A 24,990-nucleotide genomic window follows, 5' to 3' on the forward strand; every position below is an offset into this window, starting at 1 on the left:
TCGTGCCGCGATCGTCCCACCGAACGGGCATGCTGTGTGGCGTGAGACCGCGGGTGCTGGTGGTGGACGACGAGGTGGGCGTGCGACGGGCGCTGGAGCGCGGCCTGTCCGCCGAGGGCATGGAGGTGGTCACCGCCGCCGACGGGCCCAACGCCCTGCGGGTGGCGCTGACCGGCGCGTTCGACGTGGTGCTGCTCGACATCATGCTGCCGGGCCTGTCCGGCTACCGGGTGCTCCAGCGGATGCGCGCCGAGGGCGTGCGCACGCCCGTGCTGATGGTGTCGGCCAAGGACGGCGAGGTCGACCAGGCCGACGGGCTCGACCTGGGCGCCGACGGCTACCTGGTCAAGCCGTTCTCGTTCGTGGTGCTGGTCGCGCAGGTGCGGGCGCTGCTGCGGCGCAACAACGCCGACCTGGCGCGACGGCGCCTCAAGCTCGGCGAACTGGTGGTCGACCGGGCCGCGCGCGAGGTGAGCTGGGCGGGCGAGCCGGTGGCGCTGTCGCCGCGCGAGTACGCGGTGCTCGACGTGCTGGCCGGCCGCGCCGGGTCCGTGGTGACCAAGGACGAGCTGCTGCGCACCGTGTGGGGCGACGAGCAGGCCGCGACCCGCAACGCGGTCGAGGTCTACGTCGGCTACCTGCGGCGCAAGCTGGAGGCCATGGGCGCGGGCGAGGTGGTCCGGACCGTGCGCGGCCACGGCTACCTGGCGTCCACGCCCGACCTGGACGCGGCGCTCGGCTCGGCGGCCAGCAGGCGCAGGTGAGCCCGCGCCGCTGGTGGCTGCGCCGCACGCTGCGGTTCCGCATCACCGTCGTGGCCACCGGCGTGGCCCTGATGTGCCTGCTCGCGTTCACCCTGCTGGCGCCGAGGCTCATCGGGATGGTGCAGATCAGCGCGGTCGACGCGGAGCTGGCCCGGTCCGGCGCGGTGCGCGTGCTCGACACCGCGGGCACCCCCGTGGACGGCGGACCGCCCACCGACCTGACCCCCGCCGAGGTCCGCACCCTCAAGGCCGGCCGGCCGGTGCTGCGCGTCGAGGGCGCGAGCGCGCACCGGTGGATCGGCTGGGTGGAGTTCACCCCCGACGGCACCCCGCGCCTGCACGTCGCCGGCGACACCCTGCTCGGCTACCGCGAGGCCAACCGCCTCGGCACCCGCTGGCTGCTGGTGGCCGCGGTGCTGGTGGCCGGGCTGGTGGGCATCGCCACGTGGCTGTCGGTCCGCTCGTCGCTGCGCCCGGTGGAGCGCATGCGCGTGGCCGCCGGGCAGCTCCCGCGCGGCCAGCGCCTGCCCGTGCCCGCCGCGCGCGACGAGCTGCAAGCGCTTGCGGTCGAGCTGAACGCCCTGCTGGCCCGGCGCGACGAGGCCACCGAGCGGCTGCGGCGGTTCACCGGCGACGCCGCCCACGAGCTGCGGTCCCCGGTGACGTCGGTGCGGGCCCAGGCCGAGGTGGCCGTGGCCCACCCCGACCCCGACTTCTCCATCGAGGTGCTGGAGTCCGTCGTCGAGGAGTCCGAGCGGCTGTCCGCGCTGGTCGACGCCCTGCTCATGCTGGCCCGCGCCGACACCGGCGAGCTGCCGCGCGCCGAACCGGTCGACCTGGCGCTCCAGGCGCAGGCCGCCGTCGACCGCCTGGCCGCGCAGGACGTGGTGGTGCAGGTCGCCGCGCCGATGAGCGCCTGCATGGTCTCCGCCGCCCGCACCGAGGTCGAGCTGGTGGTGGACAACCTGCTGCGCAACGCCGCCCGCCACGCCCGCGCGTTCATCCGGGTCTCGGTGCTGCCCGCCGCCCGCGAGGTCCGCCTGGTCGTCGACGACGACGGCCCCGGCATCCCCGAGGAGCACCGGGAGAAGGTGTTCGACCGGTTCTACCGCGTCGAGTCGGACCGCGGCCGCGCCACCGGCGGCTTCGGCCTGGGCCTGGCCCTGGTCGCCCACCTGGTGCGCCGGCGGCGGGGGACCGTGCGGGCGGGCGAGTCACCGGAGGGCGGCGCCCGCCTGGAGGTGCGCTGGCCCGCCTACCGGTGACGTGCTGCCCGGTGACGCGCTGCCGGTGGCGTCCGCGCCGGCGGGGCCGGCCGGGCCCTACGGGAGCGCTGCCATCCGGCCCTGCTTCCGGGCCCTGCTTCCGGGCGCTGCTTTCGAACCCTGCCGGTGGGGTCTTGCCCGGTGGGGTCTTGCCCGGTTGGGGTCCTGTCCGGTGGTCCCGCCCTCATCCCTTCGAACTCCCGCCCTCGCCCCTTCGGAGTAGTGTCGGCACCACCCCGGCCGGCAGGATTCCGCCCGTGCCCGAGCTGAGGAACACCACCCTGGTCGACGCCCCGCTGAGCACGGTCGCCGCCGCCCTGCTGGACGGCCTGCTGCTGGCCCGCGCCGTCCGGGGCCTGGGCGTGCGCATCTCGGGCGAGCCGGTCCTGTACCGGGGCGCCTCCCTGACCGGCTCCGTGGGCCCGGTCAACGGCGTGCTGGTCGTGACCCGAGCGGACACCACCGGCGTGTCGGCCGAGCTGGTCGGCGGCCCCCTGCCGCGACTGACCCTGACCACCGACCTCCTGCACACCGGCGGCGGCACCATGGTGGTCGACTCGGTCGAGTGGACCAGCCCGGGCGGCCCGGTGGGCCGCCTGGCCGACGTCGTGGTGGGCCGGGGCCTGGCCCTGAAGGTGATGCAGGCCCGCGCCCACGCCGTGTCCCAACGCTCCGTGGAACTCCTCAACGCGCGCGTAGTGGTAGGCGCCGCCATCATCCGCAACGGCCTCCTGCTGGCCCAGCAGCGCTCCTACCCCCCGGACACCGCCGGCCGCTGGGAACTCCCCGGCGGCCGCGTCGAACCGGGCGAGACCGACCACGACGCGGTCATCCGCGAGTGCCGCGAGGAACTGGGCGTCACCGTCGTCCCCGACACCCGCCTGGCCCCCGACGTCCCCCTGCGCCCCGACCTCCTCCTCCGCGCCTACACCGCCCACCTGCCCGAAGGCACCCCCACCCCCACCGACCACCAGGCCGTCCGCTGGATCGGCCCCACCGAACTGGACACCCTCGACTGGCTCCCCGCCGACCGGGTCCTCCTCCCCGCCCTGCACCCCCTCCTAACCCCAACCCCCACCTAACCCCGCGCGTGTCATGCCTCCAGCCCCCGCGTGTCATGCCCTCAACCCCGGCGTGTCATGCGCCCAGCACCCGCGTGTCATGCATTCAGCTCCCCCCTCCAGAGGGCGCGAGCGCATGACTCACGAGGTCTGAGCGCATGACACGCGCGGCTTGAGCGCATGACACGCGGGGTCTGAGTGCATGACACGCCGGGGGTGGGGGTCAGCCGAGGCCGGAGACCCGCAGGGCGGCGTCGAGGCGGTGGCGGCAGCGGTCGCGGGTGCGCTCGGCGCCGTGGGCGCGGACGCGGTCCAGCTCGGCCGGGTCGTCCAGGAGTTCCCGGGTCCGCTCCCGGATCGGGCGCAGCTCCTCGACCACGGCCTCCGCGACGACCTCCTTCAGGTCGTCGTACGTGGCGTGGGCACCGGCCAGCTCCTGCGGCTCCTTGCCCGTGCACGCGCTCAGGATCTCCAGCAGGTTCGCCACGCCCGGCTGCTCCTCGGGCGCGTAGCGCACCTCCGCCCGGTCGTCGGTCACCGCCCGCCGGATCTTGCGCCGCACCAGGTCGGGCGGGTCGAGCACGAACACCGTGCCCGCCGCGTCCTTCGCCGTCTTGTCCATCTTGCGCGTCGGGTCGGCCAGGTCGCGCACCCGCGCCCCGGTCGGCGGCACCACCGCGCGCGGCACCGCGAACACCTCGCCGTACGTGCCGTTGAACCGCCGCGCCAGCGCCCGGGCCAGCTCCACGTGCTGCTTCTGGTCGTCACCCACCGGCACCTCGTGCGCGCCCTGCAGCAGGATGTCGGACGCCATCAGCACCGGGTAGGTCAGCAGGCTCAGCCGCACCGACGACCGCCCCACCGACTTCTCCTTGAACTGCACCATCCGCGCCGCCTCGCCGTACGTGCAGGTGCACTCCAGCACCCAGGTCAGCGCACCCAGCTCCCGCACCAGGTCCGACTGCACCGACACCGACCTGGGGTCCACGCCGGAGGCGATCACCACGGCCAGCTGCTCCCGGGTCAGCGCCCGCAGCCGGGACGGGTTGTGCGACGTCGTCATCGCGTGCAGGTCGCTGATGAAGTAGATGTCCTCCTCGCCGCCGTCGACGGCCCACTGCCGGACGGCGCCGAGGTAGTTGCCCAGCTGGACCTGGCCGGACGGGGTGATCGCGGAGAGCCTGACCATGGGGTGAATCCCTTCGGGGGTGGGCCCGCCGAAGGGTCCCCCGAACAACGCGAAGGCCGCCTCGACGGGCGGCCTGCGTTGGTTTCGGAACGCGCAGTCTCAGGGCCGCCGGGAAGACGGCCACCAGGACGTGTGGACAACGCGCACGGCCCCGATGCTAGCGGCTCCCGCCGGGACCGCGAAGGCCCCACATGGACTTCGCGACGTGGCATACGGCCCTCACGCCGCCTTCTTCCCGTCCTTCTTCTTGGCCTTGAGCAGGGCGAACACCGGGCAGCGCCGGCAGCGGGGGTCCGACCGGCAGCACTTCTTCTTCACCTTGCCCTTGCCCACGCGACGCGCTCCGCTCATCCAGGTGTCCCCAGACTAGGTGAGGCTGACCTCACCTGCCGTCCCCCGTGTGGTAATGACGACCCGCCCGCTAGACTGGTTGAGGCTGCGCGCGTCCTTTCGTCCCAGCGCCCGGCCTCCCTCGAATCAGCTCTAGGAGTTCCGCGTGCCCACGGCCACCGCGTCGATCAAGGAAACGCTGGTCCGCAACGACCTGCGCAACGTCGCGATCGTCGCGCACGTTGACCACGGCAAGACCACCCTGGTCGACGCCATGCTCCGGCAGTCCGGCGCCTTCTCCGAACGCGCCGAGCTCGTCGACCGGGTGATGGACTCCGGCGAGCTGGAGCGCGAGAAGGGGATCACGATCCTCGCCAAGAACACCGCGGTCCGCCGCCACACGCCCGACGGCGTGGTCACCATCAACGTGGTGGACACCCCGGGCCACGCCGACTTCGGCGGCGAGGTCGAGCGCGGCCTGTCCATGGTCGACGGCGTCGTGCTGCTGGTCGACGCCTCCGAGGGCCCGCTGCCGCAGACCCGGTTCGTGCTGCGCAAGACCCTGGCCGCCGGCCTGCCCGTGATCCTCGTGGTCAACAAGGTCGACCGGCCCGACGCCCGGATCTCCGAGGTCGTCGAAGAGGCCCACGACCTGCTGCTGGACCTCGCCACCGAGGTCGGCGCCGACGACTCCGTGCTGGACCTGCCGGTCGTCTACGCCTCGGCGCGCGCCGGCCGCGCGTCGCTGAACCAGCCCGAGGACGGCGGCCTCCCCGACGCGGAGAACCTGGACTCGCTGTTCGAGGTGCTGCTCAACCACATCCCCGCGCCCACCGGCGACGCCGACGCGCCGCTGCGGGCGCTGGTGACCAACCTCGACGCGTCCACGTTCCTCGGCCGCATCGCGCTGTGCCGCGTCGCCGCCGGCCGCATCCGCAAGGGCGAGACCGTGGCCTGGTGCCGCGAGGACGGCTCGGTGCAGAAGGTCAAGATCACCGAGCTGCTGATCACCGAGGCGCTGGAGCGCGTGCCCGCCGAGGAGGCGCGCGCCGGCGACCTGGTCGCCATCGCGGGCATCCCCGACATCACCATCGGCGACACGCTGGCCGACGTCGACAACCCCGAGCCGCTGCCGCGGATCACCGTCGACGAGCCCGCCATCTCGATGACCATCGGCGTCAACACCTCGCCGCTGGCCGGCCGCGGCGGCGGCACCAAGCTCACCGCCCGCCTGCTCAAGGGCCGCCTCGACGCCGAGCTGGTCGGCAACGTGTCGGTGCGCGTGCTGCCCACCGAGCGGCCCGACACCTGGGAGGTCCAGGGCCGCGGCGAGCTGGCGCTGGCCATCCTGGTCGAGCAGATGCGCCGCGAGGGCTTCGAGCTGACCGTCGGCAAGCCGCAGGTGGTGACCAAGACCGTCGACGGCAAGCTGCACGAGCCGTTCGAGCGGCTGACCATCGACGCGCCGGAGGAGCACCTGGGCGCCATCACCCAGCTGCTGGCCAACCGCAAGGGCCGGATGGAGAACATGTCCGGCCACGGCAGCGGCCGCATCAAGCTCGACTACGTCGTGCCCTCGCGCGGCCTCATCGGGTTCCGCACCGAGTTCCTGACCGAGACCCGCGGCACCGGCATCGCCAACGCGGTCGCCGAGGGCTACGGCCCGTGGGCGGGCGAGATTCGCACCAGGCACAACGGCTCCCTGGTCGCCGACCGCACCGGCTCGGTGACGGCGTACGCGATGATGCAGCTGGCCGACCGCGGCACGTTCTTCGTCGAGCCGGGCGCCGACACGTACGAGGGCATGGTCGTCGGTGAGAACCCGCGGGCGGAGGACCTGGACGTCAACGTCTGCCGCGAGAAGAAGCTGACCAACATGCGCACCTCGACGGCCGACGTGATGGAGACCCTGGCGCGGCCGCGCAAGCTGTCGCTGGAGGAGGCGCTGGAGTTCTGCGCGGCCGACGAGTGCGTCGAGGTCGCGCCGGAGGTCGTGCGGGTGCGGAAGGTGATCCTGGACGCCAACCAGCGCGGCCGCGAGCGGAACCGCGCCAAGCTGCGCGGCTGACCCCGCGCTGCGGGGCTTGCTCCTTATATATAGGGTGCGCTGACAGGCGCCCCAGGGCTCCTGGCCCTGGGGCGCCTGTCCGTTTCTGGCGGTTTGGGGCGTTTCGGCTACACGATCGGGTGGTCCAGGCCCGGATATGTACGAAAACCGGGGGTCCGGCACTCGGTTGAAATATGAGGAAACCGACCAACCCGAGCCCCCTGGCCACCACCCGCCCCACCCCGCCACCCAAGCCGACCCGATCGGCCCGACCAGGCCGGTCGCCCCCGGCCCGCCTCCCCGCCCAGCGCGGCCCCCGCCCGCACGTGCGCGTGTACCCGGAGCAACCGCTCGCTCGCGCTGCGTGTGCGGGTGTGTGAGGAGGCAGCTTGCGGCCAGGGCTCCTGCTGCCAGGACCTCCGTGGCTGGAAGTTCTGTGGCGGGGACCTCCGTGGCCTGGACCCTGCGGCCGGGACCCCTGCGGCGGGAAGCTCTGTGGCCGTGACCCCTGCGGCCAGGCCCCCTGTGGCTGGGACCTCCGCGGCCCGACCCCCTGCGGCCCGACCCCTGCGGCATGAAGTCGGAGCCCGGAACCCCCGTGGTTCGGGCCCCGCCCACAAGGCCGGCAGGGCCTCGGCGGCCGTCGGTGCGGGGCGTCTGGCACGCTCGTCACCATGGGCAAGCGATCGGTTGTGGCGGTGTTGGCCGCGGTTTTGCTGGTGGCGGCTTGCACGGCCACCCCACCCCCGCCCCTGGTGCCGTCCACGCCAGGCATGACCGTCGTGCCCAAGGAGAAGCAGAACGAGCTGGTGGTCGGCGTCGACGACGTCAAGGGCGGCTACAACCCCCACACCCTCGCCGCCCAGTCGACGATCACCACGGCCCTCGCCTCGCTGCTCCTGCCCTCCACCTTCCGCACCGACCAGGACGGCAGCCCCCGGCTCGACCTCGACCTGATGGTGAACGCCGAGGTCACCGACGCCGAGCCGTACACCGTGACCTACACGCTGCGGCGCGACGCGAGCTGGTCGGACTCCGCCCCCATCGCGGCCGAGGACTTCGTCTACCTCTGGCAGCGCATGCGCGAGGAGCCCGGCGTCATCAACCCCGCCGGCTACCGCCTGATCGACGACATCGCCAGCCGCGAGGGGGGGAAGGTCGTCGAGGTGGTGTTCAGCCGCCCCTACCCGGGGTGGCGCAGCCTGTTCCACGACCTGCTGCCCGCCCACCTGCTCAAGGACGCCCCCGGCGGCTGGGGCGCCGCGCTGGCCGACAGCTTCCCGGCGACCGGGGGGCCGTTCGCCGTCCGGACGCTCGACCAGCCCCGCGGCGAGATCGTCCTGGAGCGCAACGACCGCTACTGGGAGCAGCCGCCCGCGCTCGACCGGCTCGTCCTGCGCCGGGCGAGCCAGCACGACACCGTCGAGGCCCTGGACACCGGTGACGACCAGGTCGCGCTGATCCGGGCCGACGCCATCGCGGTCAGGGACGTCGCGGAGCTGGGGCGCGAGGTCGCCGTGACGACCGTGCCCCGGCCGGAGGTCGTCACCGTGCTCTTCCGGCCCGCGTCCCCCCGGCTGGGTGATGTCCGGCTTCGGACCGCGCTGATGGACATCCTCAACCGCGACCAGCTGATCGACCTCGGCACCCGCAGCGGCCCCAGCGCGGGGCTCCGCGCCGACGCCCACGTCATCCCACCGTCGAAGAACGGTTACAAAGCGACCATGCCGGCCCGCGCCGGCAACGCCACGCAACTGCTCGCTGAATCGGGTTACACCCAGGTGGAGGGGCGGTGGGTGCGGGACGGCAAGCCGCTGGAGTTGACCGTCGCGGCACCGGCCGGGGTGGAGCCGTACGCGGCCGTCGCGAACGAGGTCCAGCGTCAACTGTCATTGTCCGGAATCGCGGTCCGGGTCCTGACAACGCAGCCCAATGACTTGTTCGGCGAAGATCTGGCCGGTGCGGACAACCCTGACAACGTCGTCGACATTGCCGTGGTGCCCCAGTTGGACACCGGTGATTCGGCGGCGGTTCTGGCTTCCGCATTCGGCTGCAGGACGTCACCGGAGGCGGGTGGTACACCCATTCCGGGGAATCTGTCGGGTTTCTGCGACCAGGCCGTCCAGCCGGTGATCGAGCAGGCGCTGACGGGTGAGGTGCTGTTGTCCGACGCCCTCGCCGCGGTCGAGCCGGTGCTCTGGCAGCAGGCCGTCTCGATGCCGTTGTTCCAGGTAGCCGACCTGCTGGTGGTGTTGCCGGAGGCCCGGGGGGTCACCGCGGGCGCCCCGTTCGCGGGTCCGCTGAGCGGCGCGCCGACGTGGCGGCGGGAAGGTCGTTGACCGTTGACCGGTACGAAACACTGGCTTCAAGATGCGTTCGTGAGGCAGTATTGACAGTATTCCCGGCGACCGGTTAACGAAGGTTCCCGCCTGTAACGACGGAGTCGCTTGCTGCGACCGACGTGTCACCCTTTGGTCACGATCAGTGGAAGGGGTAGTGACCGTCCGGCGCACCGCTTCTTATCGTGCTGCAACGGTGTGTCGGTTCGGGGCGCGTTTGGCACATCACGGTTATGGGTGGAAGTCGGCCTCCGGTCGCTCCAACCCGGTGCTAGGAGGGCACGTGTCGATGAGGAGATCAAAAGCTGTCTCGGCGCTCGCGCTGTTGACGAGCGCCACCCTCGCGCTGAGCGCGTGTGGTGGAGGCGGCTCGGACAGCGGCGGCACGGGTGGGCAGCAGGACGCCAACCCGGGTGAGATCGGCGGCCAGGACGAGGTGTTCAAGCGTCCCAAGGTGGACGACATCGGCGAGATCGCGGTCGCCGTGGAAGAGGGCTTCCACAACTACAACAACAACATCGGCGCGACGAACAACTTCTCCAGCACCATCGCGCTGTCCAACGTGCAGCCCTCGCCGTACATCACCGACCTGGTCGACGGCAAGGTGATCATCAAGGTGGACGGCGACCTGATGGAGTCCATCAAGGTCACCTCCAACGACCCGCAGGTCATCGAGTGGAAGGTCAACAAGGAGGCGGTCTGGTCCGACGGCCAGCCCATCGACTGCGACGACTTCCACCTGAAGTGGCTGGCGGCCACGAGCAAGGCCACCGTCAAGGGTGAGGACGGCGAGGAAGCCTCGATCTTCGACTCGACCCCGACCGGGTACGAGAACATCGAGAAGCTCGAGTGCTCGGACAACGACAAGACGATCACCACGACGTTCTTCAAGGACAAGCCGTTCGCGGACTACCGCGCGCTGTTCTCGCAGCCGGGCAGCGACAGCCTGCTGCCGGCGCACGTCCTGGAGCAGAAGACCGGCGTGGCGGACATCACCAAGGTCCTGCCCTCGCAGAACGACGACACGGTCAAGAAGGTCGCCGAGTTCTACACCACGGGCTGGCTGGGCTTCGACCCGTCCGTCGCCCTGTCCGGCGGCCCGTACACGATCGTCTCCTCGGACCTGAAGGACCAGACCGTCCTGGAGCGCAACCCCAAGTGGTGGGGCAACCCGGGTGGTCCGGCCAAGGTCATCCTGAAGACCAACACCGACGCCCAGTCGGCGGCCCAGCAGCTGCAGAACAAGGAAGTCGCGGTCATCGCCCCGCAGGCCGACCCGGCGGTCGCCCAGCAGCTCCGCGGTGACAGCGCCTACGACGTCTACGCGGCCGGTGGCCAGACCTTCGAGCACGTCGACTTCAACATGTCGCGCCCGCTGTTCGCGCAGAACAAGGACCTGCGCCTGGCGATCGCGCAGTGCTTCGACCGGCAGCAGCTGGTCGAGAAGCTGGTGGCGGACGTCGACCCGAACGCCAAGCCGCTGGGCAGCCTGGTGTTCATGCCGAACGAGGTCGGCTACGAGGACCACTACGGCGACGTCGGCAACGGCGACGTGGCGGCGGCCAAGAAGACCCTCGAGGACGGCGGCTGGAAGCTGGGCGCCGACGGCATCTACACCAAGGGCGAGTTCCGCGCGTCCTTCGCGCTGGGCCACAAGATCGTGCAGCGCCGCGCCGACACCGTGCGCATCCTGCAGGACAAGTGCAAGCAGGCCGGCATCGAGATCGTCGACGACCAGGCGGCGGACTTCAACGACAAGCGCCTCCCGGCCTCGGAGTTCGACGCGGCCCTGTTCGCGTGGGTCGGCCAGCCGCTGAAGGCCGGCGCGTACGGCAACTACGCGCAGAAGGCCAAGGGCGGTTCGGGCAACTACAACCTCTACGACTCGGCCGCGGTGACCGAGAAGTGGGCGGCCGCGAACGGTGAGCTGGACTACCAGAAGCGCATCACGCAGATGAACGAGGTCGACAAGCAGATGCGCGACGACCTGCACAGCGTGCCGCTGTTCCAGCTGTCCGACTTCGCCGCGTCGAGCGCGGACATCGGCCCGATCTCCTACATCGGCGTCGGTGGCGGTGTGACCTGGAACGTGTACGCCTGGCAGAAGAAGTAACAAAGACCAGGTAAAGCACGAACCGGGTAAGCACGATCATTTCCGCCGGGGGGCCGGTGCCACAAGCACCGGCCCCCCGGACGGTGTCCGCGTCCGGTAGGCTCTCACGCTCGCACGCGGGGGTGCCTAGGGAGACTAGAGACTCGTCATGTTCCGTTACACAATCCGGCGGTTGTTGATCTCGATTCCGCTGTTGATCGTCGCGTCATTCCTCTGCTTCGGTCTCACCAACGCCATGGGCGACCCCCTGGGCGAGTGGAAGCTCCAGAAGCCCCGGACACCCGCGGAGATCGCCGCGGCCTACGAGCGGACGGGCTACAACAAGCCGTTCATGGAGCGCTACGTCGCCTGGGCGGGCGACTTCGTGACCGGTGACTGGGGCGAGACCGTCGTCCCCGGCAACGCGGGCAGGCCCGTCAAGGACGAGCTGGTCAAGGCGTTCGGCGTCACGTTCCGGCTGGTCCTGGGCGCCGAGCTGATCGCGCTCGCGCTGGGCATCGCGGTCGGTGTCATCGGCGCGGTGAGACAGTATTCGATATTCGACTACACGGCGACCGGAATATCGTTCGCGATGTTCTCGATGCCGTTGTTCTGCGTGGCGCTCGTGCTCAAGGCCGGTGGCATCGAGCTGAACAACTGGTTGGAGTCCATCGGCGCCGACCGGTGGATCATCACCGCCGGCCCGCCGGGCGACGGCTTCTCCGGCGGATTGGGCCAGCAGATCTTCCAGTACAGCGGCGCGTACATCCTGCCGACGATCTCGCTCGTGGTCATCCAGTTCGCGCTCTACAGCCGTTTCCAGCGGGCTTCGATGCTGGAGACGTTGAACGCCGACTACGTGCGCACGGCGCAGGCGAAGGGCGTCTCCGAGGGGCGTGCCATCTTCCGGCACGCGTTCCGCAACGCCCTCATCCCGATCATCACGGTGTCCTCGTTGAACATCGGCGCCAGCTTCAGCGGCGCGGTGATCACCGAGACGGTCTTCGGCTGGTCCGGCATGGGCAAGTTCATCGTCGAGGCGATCGAGAAGATCGAGCCCTACCAGGTGCTCGGCTTCATGATGCTGACCGCCGTCTTCATCATCTTGTTCAACCTGATCGCGGACATCCTGTACGCGGTCCTCGACCCGAGGATTCGCCTTGACTAACATGGGCGCCCCCGTGGCGGAGGTCCCGGCGTCGTCCTCGGCCGAGAGCAGCCAGTTCGACACCACCGCGGCCCGCAAGCAGTGGCAGGTCATCCTGCGGCGGTTCACCAGGCACAAGGCGGCCGTGATCGGCCTGGTCCTGTTCGTGGTCCTGGTGCTGTTCGCCTTCTTCGGCGGTCTGTTCTGGAAGCACTCCTACACCGACCTGGGCTTCCGCCGGTACCTGCCGCCGAGCGCCGAGCACCCGTTCGGCACCGACCGGCTGGGCGGCGACATGGTCGCCCTGATCATCCGGGGCACCCAGTTCTCGCTGCAGATCGCGGTGGTCGTGGCGGTCGTGTCCACGATCATCGGCGTGGTGCTGGGCGCGCTGGCCGGCTACCTGAGGGGCTGGGCCGACACGCTGATCAGCCGCTTCATCGACCTGCTGCTGGTGATCCCCAGCCTGGTCATCGCGGCGGTGCTGGTGCGCAACAGCTTCGTGGTGTCGGTCGCCGGCGGCGGCAACTCGAACTGGATCATCGTGGCCCTCTACCTGGGCCTGATCGGCTGGCTGTCGATCGCGCGCGTGATCCGCGGCATGGTGCTGTCGCTGCGCGAGAAGGAGTTCGTGGAGGCGGCCCGCGCGCTGGGCGCGTCCACGACCCGGATCGTGTTCCGGCACATCCTGCCCAACACCATCGACGTGATCATCGTCAACGCCACGCTGGCGATCGCGCAGGCGGTGCTGCTGGAGGCGGCCCTGTCGTTCATCGGTCTGGGCGTGCAGAGCCCGGACACCTCGCTGGGCCTGATGATCAGCCTGAACAAGAACGAGCTCACGCTGCACCCGTGGCTGTTCTTCACGCCGTTCGTGTTCATCGTGCTGATCTCGCTCGCGGTGAACTTCATCGGCGACGGTCTCCGGGACGCCTTCGACCCGCGGCAGAAGAGGGTGAAGGCATGAGTGGGTTGGACGTGATGGGCGCACCCGAGTCCGCGGCCTGGGACGACCGGGCCGGCGGTGAGAAGCTGCTGCGGATCGAGAACCTGTCGGTCGACTTCCCGACCGACGACGGCACCGTGCACGCGGTGCGGGACGTGACGTTCACGCTCGGCGCCGGCGAGGTGCTGGGCATCGTGGGCGAGTCCGGCTCCGGCAAGTCGGTGTCGTCGATGGCGGTCATGGGCCTGCTGCCCAAGACCGCGAGGGTCGGCGGCTCGATCAGGTTCAAGGACCGCGAGCTGGTCGGCCTGAGCTACAAGCAGATGCAGCCGATCCGCGGCAACGGCATCTCGATGATCTTCCAGGACCCGATGACGTCGCTGAACCCGGTGTACACGGTGGGCTGGCAGCTCGCCGAGGCGCACCGGGCGCACCACGACGTGTCGAAGAAGGCGGCGCTGGCCAAGGCCGTCGAGGTGCTGGAGCTGGTGGGCATCCCGCAGCCGGACCGGCGCGCGGAGCAGTACCCGCACGAGTTCTCCGGCGGCATGCGGCAGCGCGTGATGATCGCGATGGCGATCATCAACGACCCGGACGTGATCATCGCCGACGAGCCGACCACGGCGCTGGACGTGACCGTGCAGGCGCAGATCCTGGACACGCTGCTGCGCATCCGGGACGAGACGCGCGCCGGCATCATGATCATCACCCACGACCTGGGCGTGGTGGCGGGCATGGTGGACCGCGTGCAGGTGATGTACGGCGGCACGGTCGTCGAGCAGGGCGCGGTGGACGAGGTCTTCGAGGCCCAGCGCATGCCCTACACGGTCGGCCTGCTCGGCTCGATCCCGAACCCGAGCATGCTGGGCAAGCGGCTCACCCCCATCAAGGGCGCGCCGCCCTCGCTGATGAACCTGCCGCAGGGCTGCACGTTCTCGCCGCGCTGCCCGCTCGTGATCGACGAGTGCCGGGAGGCCGAGCCGAGGCTGCTGGAGACCGACCGCGCCGGTCACTTCGCGCGGTGCCACCGCTCCGCGCACCTGGCGACCATCGAGAACCCGCAGCGCCTGTTCGCGCACGACGAGATCGGTGTCGTGGAGAACCCGGCCGCCCTCACCACGGCGAACCCGGACATCCCGGTGACCGAGACCGTCGACGAGGTGGAAGCGCGGATGCACGAAGAGGAGAAGCCGACCTCATGACCACGTCCACCGATGTGAACCCGCAGGCAGGCGGCGCCGCCTCCGGCCGGCCGGGTGAGACCCCGCTGCTGGAGGTCCGGGACCTGGTCAAGTCCTTCCCGGTGCGCGGCGGCGGCATCATCCCGCGCACGGTCGGGCAGGTGCAGGCCGTGTCGGGCGTCACCTTCGACCTGTACCCGGGCGAGACCCTGGGCCTGGTCGGCGAGTCCGGCTGCGGCAAGTCCACCACCGGGCGCGCGATCCTCCAGCTGCACAAGCCGACGTCCGGCTCGGTGAAGTTCGAGGGCCGCGAGCTGACGCAGCTGCGCGGCAGGCAGCTGCGCGGGGTGCGGCGGGACATGCAGATCGTGTTCCAGGACCCGTACGCCTCGCTCAACCCGCGCTGGCAGATCAACGAGCTGATCTCCGAGCCGTTCAGGATCCACGGCACCGGCGGCAACGGCCGGGACGTGCAGTCGCGGGTCAACGAGCTGATGGAGCTCGTCGGCCTCAACCCGGAGCACCGCAACCGGTACGCGCACGAGTTCTCCGGCGGCCAGCGCCAGCGCATCGGCATCGCCCGGGCGCTCGCGCTGAACCCGAAGCTCGTGGTGCTGGACGAGCCGGTGTCGGCGCTGGACGTGTCGGTGCAGGCCGGCGTGGTGAACCTGCTGGAGGAGCTGCAGGAGCGCCTCGGCCTGGCGTACCTGTTCGTGGCGCACGACCTGTCGGTGGTGCGGCACATCTCCGACCGGGTCGCCGTGATGTACCTCGGCAAGATCATCGAGATCGGTGCGCGCGAGGACATCTACAACCGGCCGATGCACCCCTACACGCAGGCGCTGCTGTCGGCGGTGCCGGTGCCCGACCCGAAGCTGGAGCGCAGGCGGCAGCGGATCGTGCTCACCGGTGACGTGCCGTCGCCGGTGAACCCGCCCTCGGGCTGCCGGTTCCGCACCCGCTGCTGGAAGGCGCAGGACATCTGCGCCGTCGAGGAGCCGAAGCTGGAGCGCCGCGGCGACGGCGAGGGCACGCTGTCCGCGTGCCACTTCGCCGAGGTCAAGCCCCTCCTGGTCGGCTGACCGACCCCGGCGGGAGAACCGACGCGGTCGGGGCGACCCCGACGCGCGGACCGGCCCGTCGGGACCGCTCCCCGCGCGCGGACCGGCCCGTCGGGACCGCCCCCCGCGCGCGGACCGGCTTCTCGGGGCCGACCCCCGCCGCGAGGCCGCGTCGGTGGTTCGTGGCTCATCCCACGGCGATCACGCTCTTCGATCGTCGTGGGATCAGCCGCGAGCCACCGACTCCAGGCGGCCGAGCCGCGCTGCCGGAGGCGGCGCCATCCAACGCAGCCCCCGATCGCGTTGTCGTACCCGCCCCTTACTCTGATCCGGTGACGCTCACCGCACCACCACGGTTGCTGCTGGTACACGCGCACCCCGACGACGAGAGCCTGTGGACGGGCGGCACCATCGCCCGCTACTCGTCGCTGGGCGTGCACGTCACCGTGGTCACCTGCACCCTCGGCGAGGAGGGTGAGATCATCCCGCCCGCGCTGCGCAACCTCGCCGCGGACGCCGCCGACCAGCTCGGCGGGTACCGGGTCGCGGAGCTGCGCTCGGCGTGCGCCGCGCTGGGCGTGACCGACCACCGGTTCCTGGGCGGCATGGGCCGCTGGCGCGACTCCGGCATGGCCGGCGTCGAGGCCAACGGGCACCCGCGCGCGTTCGTCCAGGGCTCGTTCGACGAGCAGGTCGAGGAGCTGGCCGGGATCATCGCCTCGGTCAGGCCGCAGGTCGTGGTCACCTACGACGCGTTCGGCGGGTACGGGCACCCCGACCACATCCGGGCCCACCAGATCACCACCGCCGCGGCCGGCGACGTCGACCGCGTCTTCCACGCCGTCACCTCCCGCGCGGCCACCGCCGCGGGCGTGGCGAAGCTGGCCGGGATGCCCGACCTGCCGTGGCGGCTGCCCGCCGAGGGCGAGCTGCCGGTGACCGACGACGAGGCCATCACCACCGTCGTCGACGTCGCCGAGCACGTCGGCGCCAAGCTGCGCGCCCTGCGCGCCCACTCCACGCAGGTCAGCGTGTGGCAGGACGGCGCGGGCGGCGCGGCCTACGCGCTGTCCAACGGCATCGCGCAGCCGGTCGTGGACACCGAGCACTACGTGCTGGCCAAGGGGCCCGCCGAGGGCGCGGGCACCGACCTGTTCGGGGGGCTGGATTGACCGATCGCCTGGCCCTGGTCGGGATCGCGGTCGCGGCGGCCGTGCTCGCGGTGCTGGAGCTGTTCTTCCTGCCGCTGAGGCTGGACGGCACCCTGCTGCCGCGGCTGAACGACTGGCCGTTCCCGATCACGGTGGTGCCGGCGGTCGTGACGACCCCGCTGCTGGTGGCGCTGGCCTCCCGGTACGCGCGCACCACGCCCGGCGCGGCGTCGCCGCTGCTGGTGTGGATGGGGACGCTGCTGGTGTTCGGGCTGCTCGGGCCGGGCGGCGACGTTTTGCTGCTCGCCGACTGGCGCACCCTCCTGCTGTTCGCCGGCGGCGTGCTGCCCAGCGCCGTCGCCGTGGGTGCGTTCATGGGGAGGCAGGCCCGTGGCGGAAGCGATCACTGACCGGGACGTGGTGCGCGCGTTGCGCCCGTTCGTGCGCGCCACCGGCCCCCTGCTGGACACCCTGCGCGAGGCCAACCTGCTCGGCCTGCGCGACCGCGAGGTCGAGCACGGCGCCGACCGCCGCCTGGTCGACCGGCTGTGGGACCGGTTGGCGCAGGTCGAGGTGCCGGGCACGGCCGGGTGGGCGCGGATGGGCGTGCGGCAGCGCGACGACTGGTGGCTGGGCCGGTTGGGTCGCCTCCTGTCGCTGCTGGCCGCGATCCCCGGTGTCGGCGGCGCGCTGGCCGACCGGCTGCCGATCCAGGCCGCGCTGGGCGCGGCGGGCCAGGGCCTGCTGCTGTCGGCGATGGCGGGCGAGCGCGGGTTCACCTCGACCGAGGACCGGGTGCGGCTGCTCGCGCACGTGCTGTTCCGGCGCGAGGTCGACGGCCTGGCCGTGGACCCGGTCGAGGACGAGGACCGGCGCACCCGCGAGCTGACCGAGGAGCTGCGCGCCGAGCGGTCCACGTTCCGGGCCGTCGGCGCGACGGTCTGGAAGCTCGCCAGGGTCCTGTGGCGGCTGGAGGACGAGCTGGACAAGCGGCCGCGGGGGCGGCTGCACCACCAGGCGCTGGGCATGCTGCCGGTGGTGGGCGTGCTCGGCGACTACCTCGGCGAGCGCTGGGCGCTCAGGCGGGTCCGCGCCGACGCCTACGCGTGGTTCGGCACCCAGTAGCGGTAGCGGTGGTGCTCGACGCACCCCAGCGACGCGTACAGCGCGATCGCGGCCGCGTTGTGCTCGGCCACCTGCAACGCGCAGTGCTTCGCGCCCCGTTCCGCGCCCCACGCGGCCAGCCCGCCCATGAGCAGCCGCGCCAGCCCCCGCCTGCGGGCCTCGGGGCGCACCGCGAGCCGCGCGACGTGCAGCAGGTCGCCGACCACGGCGCCGCGCACCGCCGCCAGCACCTCGCCGTCCCGCACGACCGCGCCGAAGCCCACCGCGTCGAGCCCCGCCGCCCCGGGCCCTGAGGCACCGGGTTTCGTCGTGCCGGACCCCGTCACGCCCCCGGTCAGCACGTGCCGCTGCGCCGCCGTCGGCTCCGGCTGCGCGACCAGTTCCCACCAGCCGGGAAACGGGGCGTCCGCGACGACCACGTCGGGCCGCTTCGGGGTGGCGAACCCGGCCGGCTCGCCCGTCATCACCAGCGACTCGACCCCGCCGGGGTGCTCCAGGTCGGGGCGCCAGCCGGCCCGCCCCACCGCCGCCTCCACCGGGGCGCCGACCACCACGTGGGCGGTCGGCCGGATGCCGTTGCGGCGGGCGAAGTCGATCACGCGGTCCAGTGCCGCGGGCACCGGCAGACCCGGGTCGCCCGTGGTCAGGGCGCTGTTGGCGCGCCCGGTGAACCCGCCGGCGGCCCGCAGCCGCCACCGGCCGAGCGGCACGTCCACCACCGCGGGCCACGCGTCCGCGCAGCGCTGCTCCAACCCGGTGACGTCGTGCACCCCGGCATGGTCCCCCACGGGCGCGCCCCCGCGGGTGTGAACTGGAGCACTGTCGCGGTATGGGCTGATAAGGCAAGCCTGAGCGTTGGACAATCGACTCCGCCGCGTACTCTCCGGCTTGCGCGGTGTGGACCAGAACAAGAAGCAGGAGAGCGCAGTGACCTATGTGATCGCCCAGCCGTGCGTGGACGTGCTCGACAAGGCGTGCATCGAAGAGTGCCCCGTCGACTGCATCTACGAAGGCGACCGGATGCTCTACATCCACCCGGATGAGTGCGTCGACTGTGGTGCTTGCGAGCCGGTGTGCCCCGTCGAGGCCATCTACTACGAGGACGACGTGCCGGACGAGTGGAAGGAGTACACGAAGGCGAACGTGGACTTCTTCGACGAGCTGGGGTCCCCCGGCGGCGCGTCCAAGGTGGGCAAGGTCAGCGCGGACCCGGCGTTCGTCAAGGCTCTCCCGCCGCAGGCGTCCCACGAGTGACCAGGAAGCTCCCGGACTTCCCCTGGGACTCGCTGGCCGACCACGCCGCCAGGGCGCGCGCGCACCCCGGCGGTGTGGTCGACCTGTCCATCGGCACGCCGGTGGACCCGGTCCCGGACGTGGTCCGGCGTGCCCTCGGCGCGGTCGCCGACCTGCCGGGCTACCCGACCACGCACGGCACCCGCGCGCTGAGGGAGGCCGTGGTGGGCGCGCTGGCCCGGCGGTACGGCGTCGACGGGCTCGACCCGGTGGCGGTGCTGCCGACCATCGGCTCCAAGGAACTCGTGGCGTGGCTGCCGACGCTGCTCGGCCTCGGCCCCGGTGACGTGGTCGCCTTCCCCGCGCTGGCCTACCCCACCTACGAGGTCGGGGTGAAGCTGGCGGGCGCGACGCCCGTGCGGCTGGCCGACGGCGAACCGCCACCCGAGGGCACCCGCCTGCTGTGGCTGAACTCCCCGTCCAACCCGACGGGGCGGGTGCGGTCGGCGTCCTCGCTGGCCCGCGCCGTGGCCGACGCGCGGGAGGTCGGCGCGGTCGTCGCGTCCGACGAGTGCTACCTGTCGCTGCCGTGGACGGCCTCCCCGGTGTCGGTGCTGCGGCCCGAGGTCAGCGGCGGCCGGCTGGACGGCCTGCTGGCCGTGCACTCGCTGTCGAAGTCCTCCAACCTCGCGGGCTACCGGGCCGGGTTCGTCACCGGCGACCCGGCGCTGGTCGCGTCGCTGCTGGAGGTGCGCAAGCACGCGGGCATGATCGTGCCGCGGCCCGTGCAGGAGGCCATGACGGCGGCGTTGACCGACGACGCGCACGTGGCCGAGCAGCGCGAGCGCTACCGCGCGCGGCGCGACCTGCTGCTGCCCGCGCTGACCAAGGCCGGTTTCGCCGTCGACCACTCCGAGGCGGGCCTGTACCTGTGGTCGACCCGCGACGAGCCCGCCTGGGACACCGTGGCGTGGCTGGCCGAGCGCGGCGTCCTGGCCGCACCCGGCACGTTCTACGGCCCGACGGGCGACCGGCACGTCCGCATCGCCCTGACCGCCACCGACGAGCGCATGGCCACCGCCGTCGAACGCCTCACCACCTGACCCACCACGAACGCAGAACTCGGGTGTCCCGAACGTTCGACACGACGGTCCCGGAGGTTCGACTCGCGCGAGTCGAACGTCCAGGCCCCTCGTGTCGAACCTCCGGGACCGGTGAGTTCCGCGTTCGTGGCGGGATCAGTCGTTGGCGTGGAGGGCGGCGTTCAGCTCGACGCCGGTGCCCTTGCGGGGCAGGACCTTGACCACGCCGGTGGTCGAGTCGCGGATGAACAGCAGGTTCGACATGCCCGACAGCTGGGCCGCCTTGACCACGGCGCCGTCCGCGCCGGTGACCTTCGTGCCCGCGGTCAGGTAGAGGCCGGCCTCGACCACGCAGTCGTCGCCCAGCGAGATGCCCAGGCCGGCGTTCGCGCCGATCAGGCAGCGCTCGCCCACGGAGATGACCTGCTTGCCGCCGCCGGACAGGGTGCCCATGATCGACGCGCCGCCGCCGACGTCCGAGCCGTCGCCCACGACCACGCCCGCCGAGATCCGGCCCTCCACCATGGACGCGCCGAGCGTGCCCGCGTTGAAGTTCACGAAGCCCTCGTGCATGACGGTGGTGCCGGGCGCCAGGTGCGCGCCCAGGCGCACGCGGTCGGCGTCGGCGATGCGCACGCCGCCCGGCAGCACGTAGTCCACCATGCGCGGGAACTTGTCCACCCCGTGCACGGCCACCGGCCCGCGCGAGCGCAGCCGCAGCCGGGTGTCCTCGAACCCCTCGACCGCGCACGGCCCGAAGTTCGTCCACACCACGTTGTTCAGCAGCCCGAAGATGCCGTCGAGGTTGGCCCCGTGCGGCTCGACCAGGCGCGACGACAGCAGGTGCAGCCGCAGCCAGACGTCGTAGGTGGACGCGGGCGGGTCGGCCAGCGAGGCGATGCCCACCCGGACGCCGACCACCTCGACGTCGCGCTCGGCGTCCGCGCCGAGCTGCTTCGCCGCGGCCTCGCCGAGGGCGGCGGCGACCTCCGGGGACGCCAGGAGCGCCGTCCCGGTGGTGGCCTCACCCAGCTGCGGTGCGGGGAACCACGTGTCCAGCACGGCGCCGGAAGGGGTGACGGTGGCGAGTCCGACGCCGTACGCGCCGGTGGGGTTCGCAGTGCTCACGGGGGTCAACGGTAACGTGCGGCGGGTGGCCGACACCCTGCACCTCGCCGCCGACCCCGTCGAGCTGACCGCCGCCCTGGTCGACATCCCCAGCGTGTCCGGGGACGAGCAGCGCATCGCCGACCTCGTGGAGCGGTCGCTGCGCGAGCAGACCGCCCTGGAGGTGGTGCGCTCCGGCAACGCCGTGCTGGCCCGCACGAACCTCGGCCGCCCCACCCGCGTGGTCCTCGCCGGCCACCTCGACACCGTGCCGGTCAACGACAACCTGCCCTCCCGCCTGGAGGACGGCGTGCTGCACGGCTGCGGCACCGTGGACATGAAGGGCGGTGACGCGGTGATGCTGCACCTGGCCGCCACCACCCCCGAGCCGCGCCACGACCTGACCTTCGTGTTCTACGACTGCGAGGAGGTCGAGGCGGTCCGCAACGGGCTCGGCCGCGTCGAGCGCGAGATGCCGGAGTGGCTGCGCGGCGACCTGGCGATCGTGTGCGAGTCGTCCAACGCCGTGGTCGAGGCCGGCTGCCAGGGCACCATCCGCGTCGAGGTGCGCGCCAGGGGCGTCCGGGCGCACACCGCGCGCGGCTGGATGGGCGTGAACGCCGTCCACGCCCTCGGCGAGGTCCTGCGCCGCCTGGAGACCTACGAGCCGCGGCGGGTCGACATCGACGGCTGCCTCTACCGCGAGGGCCTGCAGGCCGTGCGGGTCGCCGGCGGCGTGGCGGGCAACGTGGTGCCGGACGAGGCCGTGCTCACGGTCAACCACCGGTTCGCCCCCGACCGGTCGCCCGAGCAGGCCGAGCGGCACCTGCGCGAGCTGTTCGACGGCTACGAGGTCACCGTCACCGACGTGTCCGCGGGCGCCCTGCCCGGCCTCGCCCACCCGGTGACCCGGGAGCTGGTCGAGGCGTCCGGCGGCGCGCCCGTGGCCAAGCTCGGCTGGACCGACGTGGCCCGGTTCGCCGCCCTGGGCATGCCCGCGGTGAACTTCGGCCCCGGCGACCCGACCCTGGCCCACACCAAGCAGGAGAACGTCCCGGTGAACCAGGTGCGGCGGTGCGTCGAAGTCCTGCGTCGCTTCCTGGGCTAGGCCGATCCGCCCACTACACTCCGGCTGATGAGCGACAACGGCGTGGACGAGCACCCGAGGGAGAAGCAGCGCGGACCGGTCGTCCTGCGCCGCGGGCGCCGCGAGGAGCTCACGACCACGGACCAGCGCCTGCTGGACTCCCGCGGCCACAGCGACTGGGTGCACACCGACCCGTGGCGGGTGCTGCGCATCCAGGCGGAGTTCGTGGAGGGCTTCGGCGCGCTGGCCGAGGTGCCCAGCGCGGTCACCGTGTTCGGCTCGGCCCGCACCGGCCGCGACCACCCCGAGTACCAGATCGGCCGCGACCTGGGGCGGGCGCTGGCCGAGGCCGGGTTCGCCTGCATCACCGGCGGCGGCCCGGGCGCGATGGAGGCGGTCAACCGCGGCTGCTCGGAGGCGGGCGGGTTCAGCGTCGGGCTGGGCATCGAGCTGCCGTTCGAGCAGGGCCTGAACCCGTGGGTCGACCTGGGCGTGAACTTCCGCTACTTCTTCGTCCGCAAGACCATGTTCATCAAGTACTCGCAGGCGTTCATCTGCCTGCCGGGCGGGTTCGGCACGCTCGACGAGCTGTTCGAGGCGCTGACCCTGGTGCAGACCAAGAAGGTCACCAAGTTCCCGGTGGTGCTGTTCGGCACCGAGTACTGGCAGGGCCTTTACGACTGGGTGAAGGGCTCGGTGCTGGGCGGCGGCAAGGTCGGCGAGAAGGACGTGGACCTGCTGTACCTGACCGACGACATCGAGGACGCGGTGCGGATCGTGCGCGAGGCGCACCAGGCGTGGGCGGACGCGCATTGACCGCCGGGGAGGGCATCTCGGTCACCGTCTACTGCGGTTCGCTGCGCACCGTCCCGGAGTCCTACCTGGAGCTGGCCGCCGAGGTGGGTCGGCAGATCGCCGCGCGCGGCTGGTCGCTGACCTGGGGCGGTGGCCGGACGTCGATGATGGGCGCGGTGGCGCGGGCGGCCCGCGAGGGCGGGGCCCGCACCACCGGCGTCATCCCGCGCGGCCTGGTGGACCGCGAGGTGGCCGACTCCGACGCCGACGACCTGCTGGTCGTGGACACCATGCGGGACCGCAAGGCGCTGATGGAGGCGCACGGCGACGCGTTCCTGGCACTGCCCGGCGGCATCGGCACCCTGGAGGAGGTGTTCGAGGTCTGGACCTCCAGGGTGCTCGCCATGCACGCCAAGCCGGTGGTGCTGCTCGACGTGGACGGCCACTACCAGGGGCTGCTGGAGTGGCTGGCCGAGCTGCACCGGCGGGGGTTCGTCTCGCGGTTCGCGCTGGACTCGCTGGTGGTCACGGAAGACGTGACCACAGCGCTCGATGCCTGCGCTAGCTGATCACGGCCTCCTCCAGCCCCCGGGCGCGGGCCAGGCGGGCGGCCTCCTCGGCGAACATGTCGACGTCGAGCGACACGAACGGCGACACCTTCACGTCCAGCCGCCCGCCCGCGGCCCTGGCCTGCCAGGTGCCCAGGACCTCGCCGTCCACCAGCAGCGCGCCGCGGCGGCCCAGCACGCGCCACACCTGCTTCTGGTGCTCCTCGTCGGGCACGAGCAGGTCGCGGTCGCGGGCGTTGAGGTACGGGTCGAGCGGCGGCAGCAGCCGCACGACCTCGGGCTCGGGCGGGTCCTCGAAGGCGTCGACCCGGTCGGCGGGCAGCCAGGACTTCTTCGAGATCGCGACCAGGTCGTCGGGCCAGGCGGCCTTGACGTCGCGGACGGGCGCGCCGAAGTACTGGGCGACCTCGGCGTACCCGGCGGGGCCGTGCAGCCGCAGGTAGTCGGTGACCAGGTCGCCGAACCCCTCGGCGCGGGCCGGCACCTCGCGGCGGTGCTCCAGCGGCACGAACGTCACGGTCTGCTCCGCCGGGTCGAACCGGAGGCCGGCGGGCAGCACGGCGAGCCGGAACACCGGGTCGTGCACGTGGGTCGCCTCGCAGCCGCGGCACCAGCCGGTGACCTCGGGCGGCACCAGCGGGGTGAGCCGGGCGGACGCCTCGCCCTTGGTCATCGGCCCGGTCACCACGTCCCGCAGCGCCGAGGCGACCTCGTGCAGCACCCGCAGGCCCTCGGTGACCGGCGGCCGGTTCATCCGGGCCACCGCGTCGGCGTCGCCCAGCGGCCACAGCCGGGCCGCGAGCGCGGGCACCTCGCCGGCGCGGTGCCAGTGCGGCGCGCCCCGCACGGTCCAGGTGAGGGTGAACGCGCCGCCGTCGAGCGGGGGCACGGTCTCCAGCCGGGCGGCCAGTGCGGGCACGGCCGAGCGCTCGGAGTCCTGCAACCCCAGGTCGAACACCCGCAGCCGGGCGGCGTCGGCGGTGGCGCGGTCGAACTGGTGGGCGGCGACGCGGTAGGCGATCACCCGCTCGCGGTCAGCCAAGGCCGGTGCCCCCGAACGCGACGTCCAGGGTGATCAGCTCGTGCGCGAGCCGCACCTCGCCGCCGATGCCCGCCGGTTCGCCGGTGCCCGAGCCGGGCACGACGTGGCCGAAGCTGCGCGCCCCGTCGGCGGGGACGACGCCGCCGTGCCGCACGACGAACGACCCGGTGCGGCCCTCCGGCGTGCCGGTGAACCGCTCCGTGCCGACGTACCCGGCCTGCCCCTCGGACGGCTGGCAGGTGGTCGGCTCGGCGACGCCCGTCCCCGCCATGAGGCCGGTGCAGGTCTTCTCGACGAGCACCCGGGCGAGGGCGGGCGCCGCGGCGTCCCGGGTGGTCTCGCCCCACCGGGTGATCGTGAACTTCGATTCCATGGGC

General features: G+C 72.3%; 24 protein-coding genes. 18 read left to right on the forward strand and 6 right to left on the reverse strand.

Annotated elements, in window-relative coordinates:
- Window positions 1-29: 29 nt before the first annotated feature.
- The 3 genes from EKG83_RS04005 to EKG83_RS47425 all read left to right on the forward strand — a co-directional run bounded on the left by EKG83_RS04005 (window position 30) and on the right by EKG83_RS47425 (window position 3,111).
- A complete protein-coding gene (locus EKG83_RS04005) occupies window positions 30-764 on the forward strand; it encodes a response regulator transcription factor (RefSeq protein ID WP_033430442.1) in 735 nt (244 codons plus the stop codon).
- A complete protein-coding gene (locus EKG83_RS04010; protein WP_033430441.1) occupies window positions 761-2,029 on the forward strand; it encodes a sensor histidine kinase in 1,269 nt (422 codons plus the stop codon). Before EKG83_RS04005 ends, EKG83_RS04010 begins: the two co-directional genes overlap by 4 nt.
- A gap of 257 nt (window positions 2,030-2,286) precedes the next feature.
- A complete protein-coding gene (locus tag EKG83_RS47425; protein WP_228122494.1) occupies window positions 2,287-3,111 on the forward strand; it encodes a (deoxy)nucleoside triphosphate pyrophosphohydrolase in 825 nt (274 codons plus the stop codon).
- A 202-nt stretch (window positions 3,112-3,313) separates the two neighbouring features.
- On the opposite strand, the gene trpS is transcribed toward EKG83_RS47425, so the two are convergent.
- Together trpS and EKG83_RS48870 are read right to left on the reverse strand one after the other, a co-directional pair.
- A complete protein-coding gene (trpS, locus tag EKG83_RS04020) occupies window positions 3,314-4,279 on the reverse strand; it encodes a tryptophan--tRNA ligase (RefSeq protein ID WP_033430440.1) in 966 nt (321 codons plus the stop codon).
- 219 nt (window positions 4,280-4,498) lie between these two features.
- Window positions 4,499-4,630 carry a hypothetical protein gene (locus tag EKG83_RS48870; RefSeq protein WP_265590315.1) on the reverse strand — a complete coding sequence of 44 codons (132 nt, stop codon included), beginning with the start codon at window positions 4,628-4,630 and terminating at the stop codon, window positions 4,499-4,501.
- A 145-nt stretch (window positions 4,631-4,775) separates the two neighbouring features.
- On the opposite strand from EKG83_RS48870, the gene typA reads away from it, so the two are divergent.
- From typA to EKG83_RS04070, 10 genes are all read left to right on the forward strand, one after another.
- Entirely contained in the window at window positions 4,776-6,677 is a 1,902-nt protein-coding gene (gene typA, locus EKG83_RS04025) for a translational GTPase TypA (RefSeq protein ID WP_033430439.1), read from the forward strand.
- A 653-nt stretch (window positions 6,678-7,330) separates the two neighbouring features.
- Window positions 7,331-8,995, forward strand: a complete 1,665-nt coding sequence (locus EKG83_RS04030; protein WP_033430438.1) for an ABC transporter family substrate-binding protein — start codon at window positions 7,331-7,333, stop codon at window positions 8,993-8,995.
- 289 nt (window positions 8,996-9,284) lie between these two features.
- Complete coding sequence (locus tag EKG83_RS04035; protein WP_033430437.1) at window positions 9,285-11,108, forward strand: ABC transporter family substrate-binding protein; 1,824 nt, start codon at window positions 9,285-9,287, stop codon at window positions 11,106-11,108.
- 148 nt (window positions 11,109-11,256) lie between these two features.
- Window positions 11,257-12,255, forward strand: a complete 999-nt coding sequence (locus tag EKG83_RS04040; RefSeq protein WP_033430436.1) for an ABC transporter permease — start codon at window positions 11,257-11,259, stop codon at window positions 12,253-12,255.
- Window position 12,256: 1 nt separating this feature from the next.
- Entirely contained in the window at window positions 12,257-13,201 is a 945-nt protein-coding gene (locus tag EKG83_RS04045; protein ID WP_033430435.1) for an ABC transporter permease, read from the forward strand.
- On the forward strand, window positions 13,198-14,382 hold the full coding sequence (locus EKG83_RS04050; RefSeq protein ID WP_033430434.1) for an ABC transporter ATP-binding protein: 1,185 nt from the start codon (window positions 13,198-13,200) through the stop codon (window positions 14,380-14,382). Before EKG83_RS04045 ends, EKG83_RS04050 begins: the two co-directional genes overlap by 4 nt.
- Window positions 14,379-15,443 carry an ABC transporter ATP-binding protein gene (locus EKG83_RS04055; RefSeq protein WP_051765490.1) on the forward strand — a complete coding sequence of 355 codons (1,065 nt, stop codon included), beginning with the start codon at window positions 14,379-14,381 and terminating at the stop codon, window positions 15,441-15,443. The genes EKG83_RS04050 and EKG83_RS04055 overlap by 4 nt, the downstream gene beginning before the upstream one ends.
- 311 nt (window positions 15,444-15,754) lie before the next feature.
- On the forward strand, window positions 15,755-16,594 hold the full coding sequence (mshB, locus tag EKG83_RS04060) for an N-acetyl-1-D-myo-inositol-2-amino-2-deoxy-alpha-D-glucopyranoside deacetylase (protein WP_033430433.1): 840 nt from the start codon (window positions 15,755-15,757) through the stop codon (window positions 16,592-16,594).
- On the forward strand, window positions 16,591-16,983 hold the full coding sequence (locus EKG83_RS04065) for a hypothetical protein (protein WP_033430432.1): 393 nt from the start codon (window positions 16,591-16,593) through the stop codon (window positions 16,981-16,983). Before mshB ends, EKG83_RS04065 begins: the two co-directional genes overlap by 4 nt.
- Complete coding sequence (locus EKG83_RS04070; protein ID WP_033430431.1) at window positions 16,964-17,698, forward strand: hypothetical protein; 735 nt, start codon at window positions 16,964-16,966, stop codon at window positions 17,696-17,698. The genes EKG83_RS04065 and EKG83_RS04070 overlap by 20 nt, the downstream gene beginning before the upstream one ends.
- Here EKG83_RS04070 and EKG83_RS04075 read toward each other — a convergent pair.
- Complete coding sequence (locus EKG83_RS04075; RefSeq protein WP_033430430.1) at window positions 17,674-18,468, reverse strand: GNAT family N-acetyltransferase; 795 nt, start codon at window positions 18,466-18,468, stop codon at window positions 17,674-17,676. The two genes, EKG83_RS04070 and EKG83_RS04075, sit on opposite strands and share 25 nt — an antisense overlap.
- A 157-nt stretch (window positions 18,469-18,625) precedes the next feature.
- Between EKG83_RS04075 and fdxA the strand changes: the two genes are divergently transcribed.
- Window positions 18,626-18,952, forward strand: coding sequence for a ferredoxin (fdxA, locus tag EKG83_RS04080; RefSeq protein ID WP_033430540.1), 327 nt, complete (start codon window positions 18,626-18,628; stop codon window positions 18,950-18,952).
- Window positions 18,949-20,034 carry a succinyldiaminopimelate transaminase gene (gene dapC, locus EKG83_RS04085; RefSeq protein WP_033430429.1) on the forward strand — a complete coding sequence of 362 codons (1,086 nt, stop codon included), beginning with the start codon at window positions 18,949-18,951 and terminating at the stop codon, window positions 20,032-20,034. Before fdxA ends, dapC begins: the two co-directional genes overlap by 4 nt.
- A 135-nt stretch (window positions 20,035-20,169) precedes the next feature.
- Here the strand turns inward: dapC and dapD are convergent, their stop codons facing one another.
- Window positions 20,170-21,141 (reverse strand): 2,3,4,5-tetrahydropyridine-2,6-dicarboxylate N-succinyltransferase, encoded by a 972-nt coding sequence (gene dapD / locus EKG83_RS04090; RefSeq protein ID WP_033430428.1) that lies wholly within the window; start codon window positions 21,139-21,141, stop codon window positions 20,170-20,172.
- 25 nt (window positions 21,142-21,166) lie between these two features.
- Here dapD and dapE point away from each other — a divergent pair, with 25 nt between their 5' ends.
- Genes dapE through EKG83_RS04105 form a run of 3 tightly spaced genes read left to right on the forward strand, consistent with a single transcriptional unit; the run spans window position 21,167 to window position 23,571 of the window.
- On the forward strand, window positions 21,167-22,228 hold the full coding sequence (gene dapE / locus EKG83_RS04095) for a succinyl-diaminopimelate desuccinylase (RefSeq protein WP_033430539.1): 1,062 nt from the start codon (window positions 21,167-21,169) through the stop codon (window positions 22,226-22,228).
- A 27-nt stretch (window positions 22,229-22,255) separates the two neighbouring features.
- Window positions 22,256-23,023 (forward strand): LOG family protein, encoded by a 768-nt coding sequence (locus EKG83_RS04100; protein WP_033430427.1) that lies wholly within the window; start codon window positions 22,256-22,258, stop codon window positions 23,021-23,023.
- Window positions 23,020-23,571, forward strand: a complete 552-nt coding sequence (locus EKG83_RS04105; RefSeq protein ID WP_033430426.1) for an LOG family protein — start codon at window positions 23,020-23,022, stop codon at window positions 23,569-23,571. The genes EKG83_RS04100 and EKG83_RS04105 overlap by 4 nt, the downstream gene beginning before the upstream one ends.
- Here the strand turns inward: EKG83_RS04105 and EKG83_RS04110 are convergent.
- The gene (locus EKG83_RS04110; protein ID WP_033430425.1) at window positions 23,564-24,613 is read right to left on the reverse strand and encodes a DNA glycosylase AlkZ-like family protein; all 1,050 of its coding nucleotides are present in this window, start codon (window positions 24,611-24,613) and stop codon (window positions 23,564-23,566) included. The two genes, EKG83_RS04105 and EKG83_RS04110, sit on opposite strands and share 8 nt — an antisense overlap.
- Window positions 24,606-24,986, reverse strand: coding sequence for a DUF3224 domain-containing protein (locus tag EKG83_RS04115; RefSeq protein WP_033430424.1), 381 nt, complete (start codon window positions 24,984-24,986; stop codon window positions 24,606-24,608). The genes EKG83_RS04110 and EKG83_RS04115 overlap by 8 nt, the downstream gene beginning before the upstream one ends.
- Window positions 24,987-24,990 lie beyond the last annotated feature (4 nt).

It is taken from the genome of Saccharothrix syringae (assembly GCF_009498035.1).
Lineage (GTDB): Bacteria > Actinomycetota > Actinomycetes > Mycobacteriales > Pseudonocardiaceae > Actinosynnema > Actinosynnema syringae.

What these genes read in the sequence shown, in the direction of transcription:
- EKG83_RS04040 (WP_033430436.1), top strand. Translation starts at nt 11,257, where the DNA reads ATGTTCCGTTACACAATCCGGCGGTTGTTGATCTCGATTCCGCTGTTG.
- EKG83_RS48870 (WP_265590315.1), bottom strand. Translation starts at nt 4,630, where the DNA reads ATGAGCGGAGCGCGTCGCGTGGGCAAGGGCAAGGTGAAGAAGAAGTGC.
- EKG83_RS04035 (WP_033430437.1), top strand. Translation starts at nt 9,285, where the DNA reads ATGAGGAGATCAAAAGCTGTCTCGGCGCTCGCGCTGTTGACGAGCGCC.
- EKG83_RS04100 (WP_033430427.1), top strand. Translation starts at nt 22,256, where the DNA reads ATGAGCGACAACGGCGTGGACGAGCACCCGAGGGAGAAGCAGCGCGGA.
- EKG83_RS04055 (WP_051765490.1), top strand. Translation starts at nt 14,379, where the DNA reads ATGACCACGTCCACCGATGTGAACCCGCAGGCAGGCGGCGCCGCCTCC.
- trpS (WP_033430440.1), bottom strand. Translation starts at nt 4,279, where the DNA reads ATGGTCAGGCTCTCCGCGATCACCCCGTCCGGCCAGGTCCAGCTGGGC.
- EKG83_RS04115 (WP_033430424.1), bottom strand. Translation starts at nt 24,986, where the DNA reads ATGGAATCGAAGTTCACGATCACCCGGTGGGGCGAGACCACCCGGGAC.
- EKG83_RS04045 (WP_033430435.1), top strand. Translation starts at nt 12,257, where the DNA reads ATGGGCGCCCCCGTGGCGGAGGTCCCGGCGTCGTCCTCGGCCGAGAGC.
- EKG83_RS04050 (WP_033430434.1), top strand. Translation starts at nt 13,198, where the DNA reads ATGAGTGGGTTGGACGTGATGGGCGCACCCGAGTCCGCGGCCTGGGAC.
- EKG83_RS04030 (WP_033430438.1), top strand. Translation starts at nt 7,331, where the DNA reads ATGGGCAAGCGATCGGTTGTGGCGGTGTTGGCCGCGGTTTTGCTGGTG.
- EKG83_RS04005 (WP_033430442.1), top strand. Translation starts at nt 30, where the DNA reads ATGCTGTGTGGCGTGAGACCGCGGGTGCTGGTGGTGGACGACGAGGTG.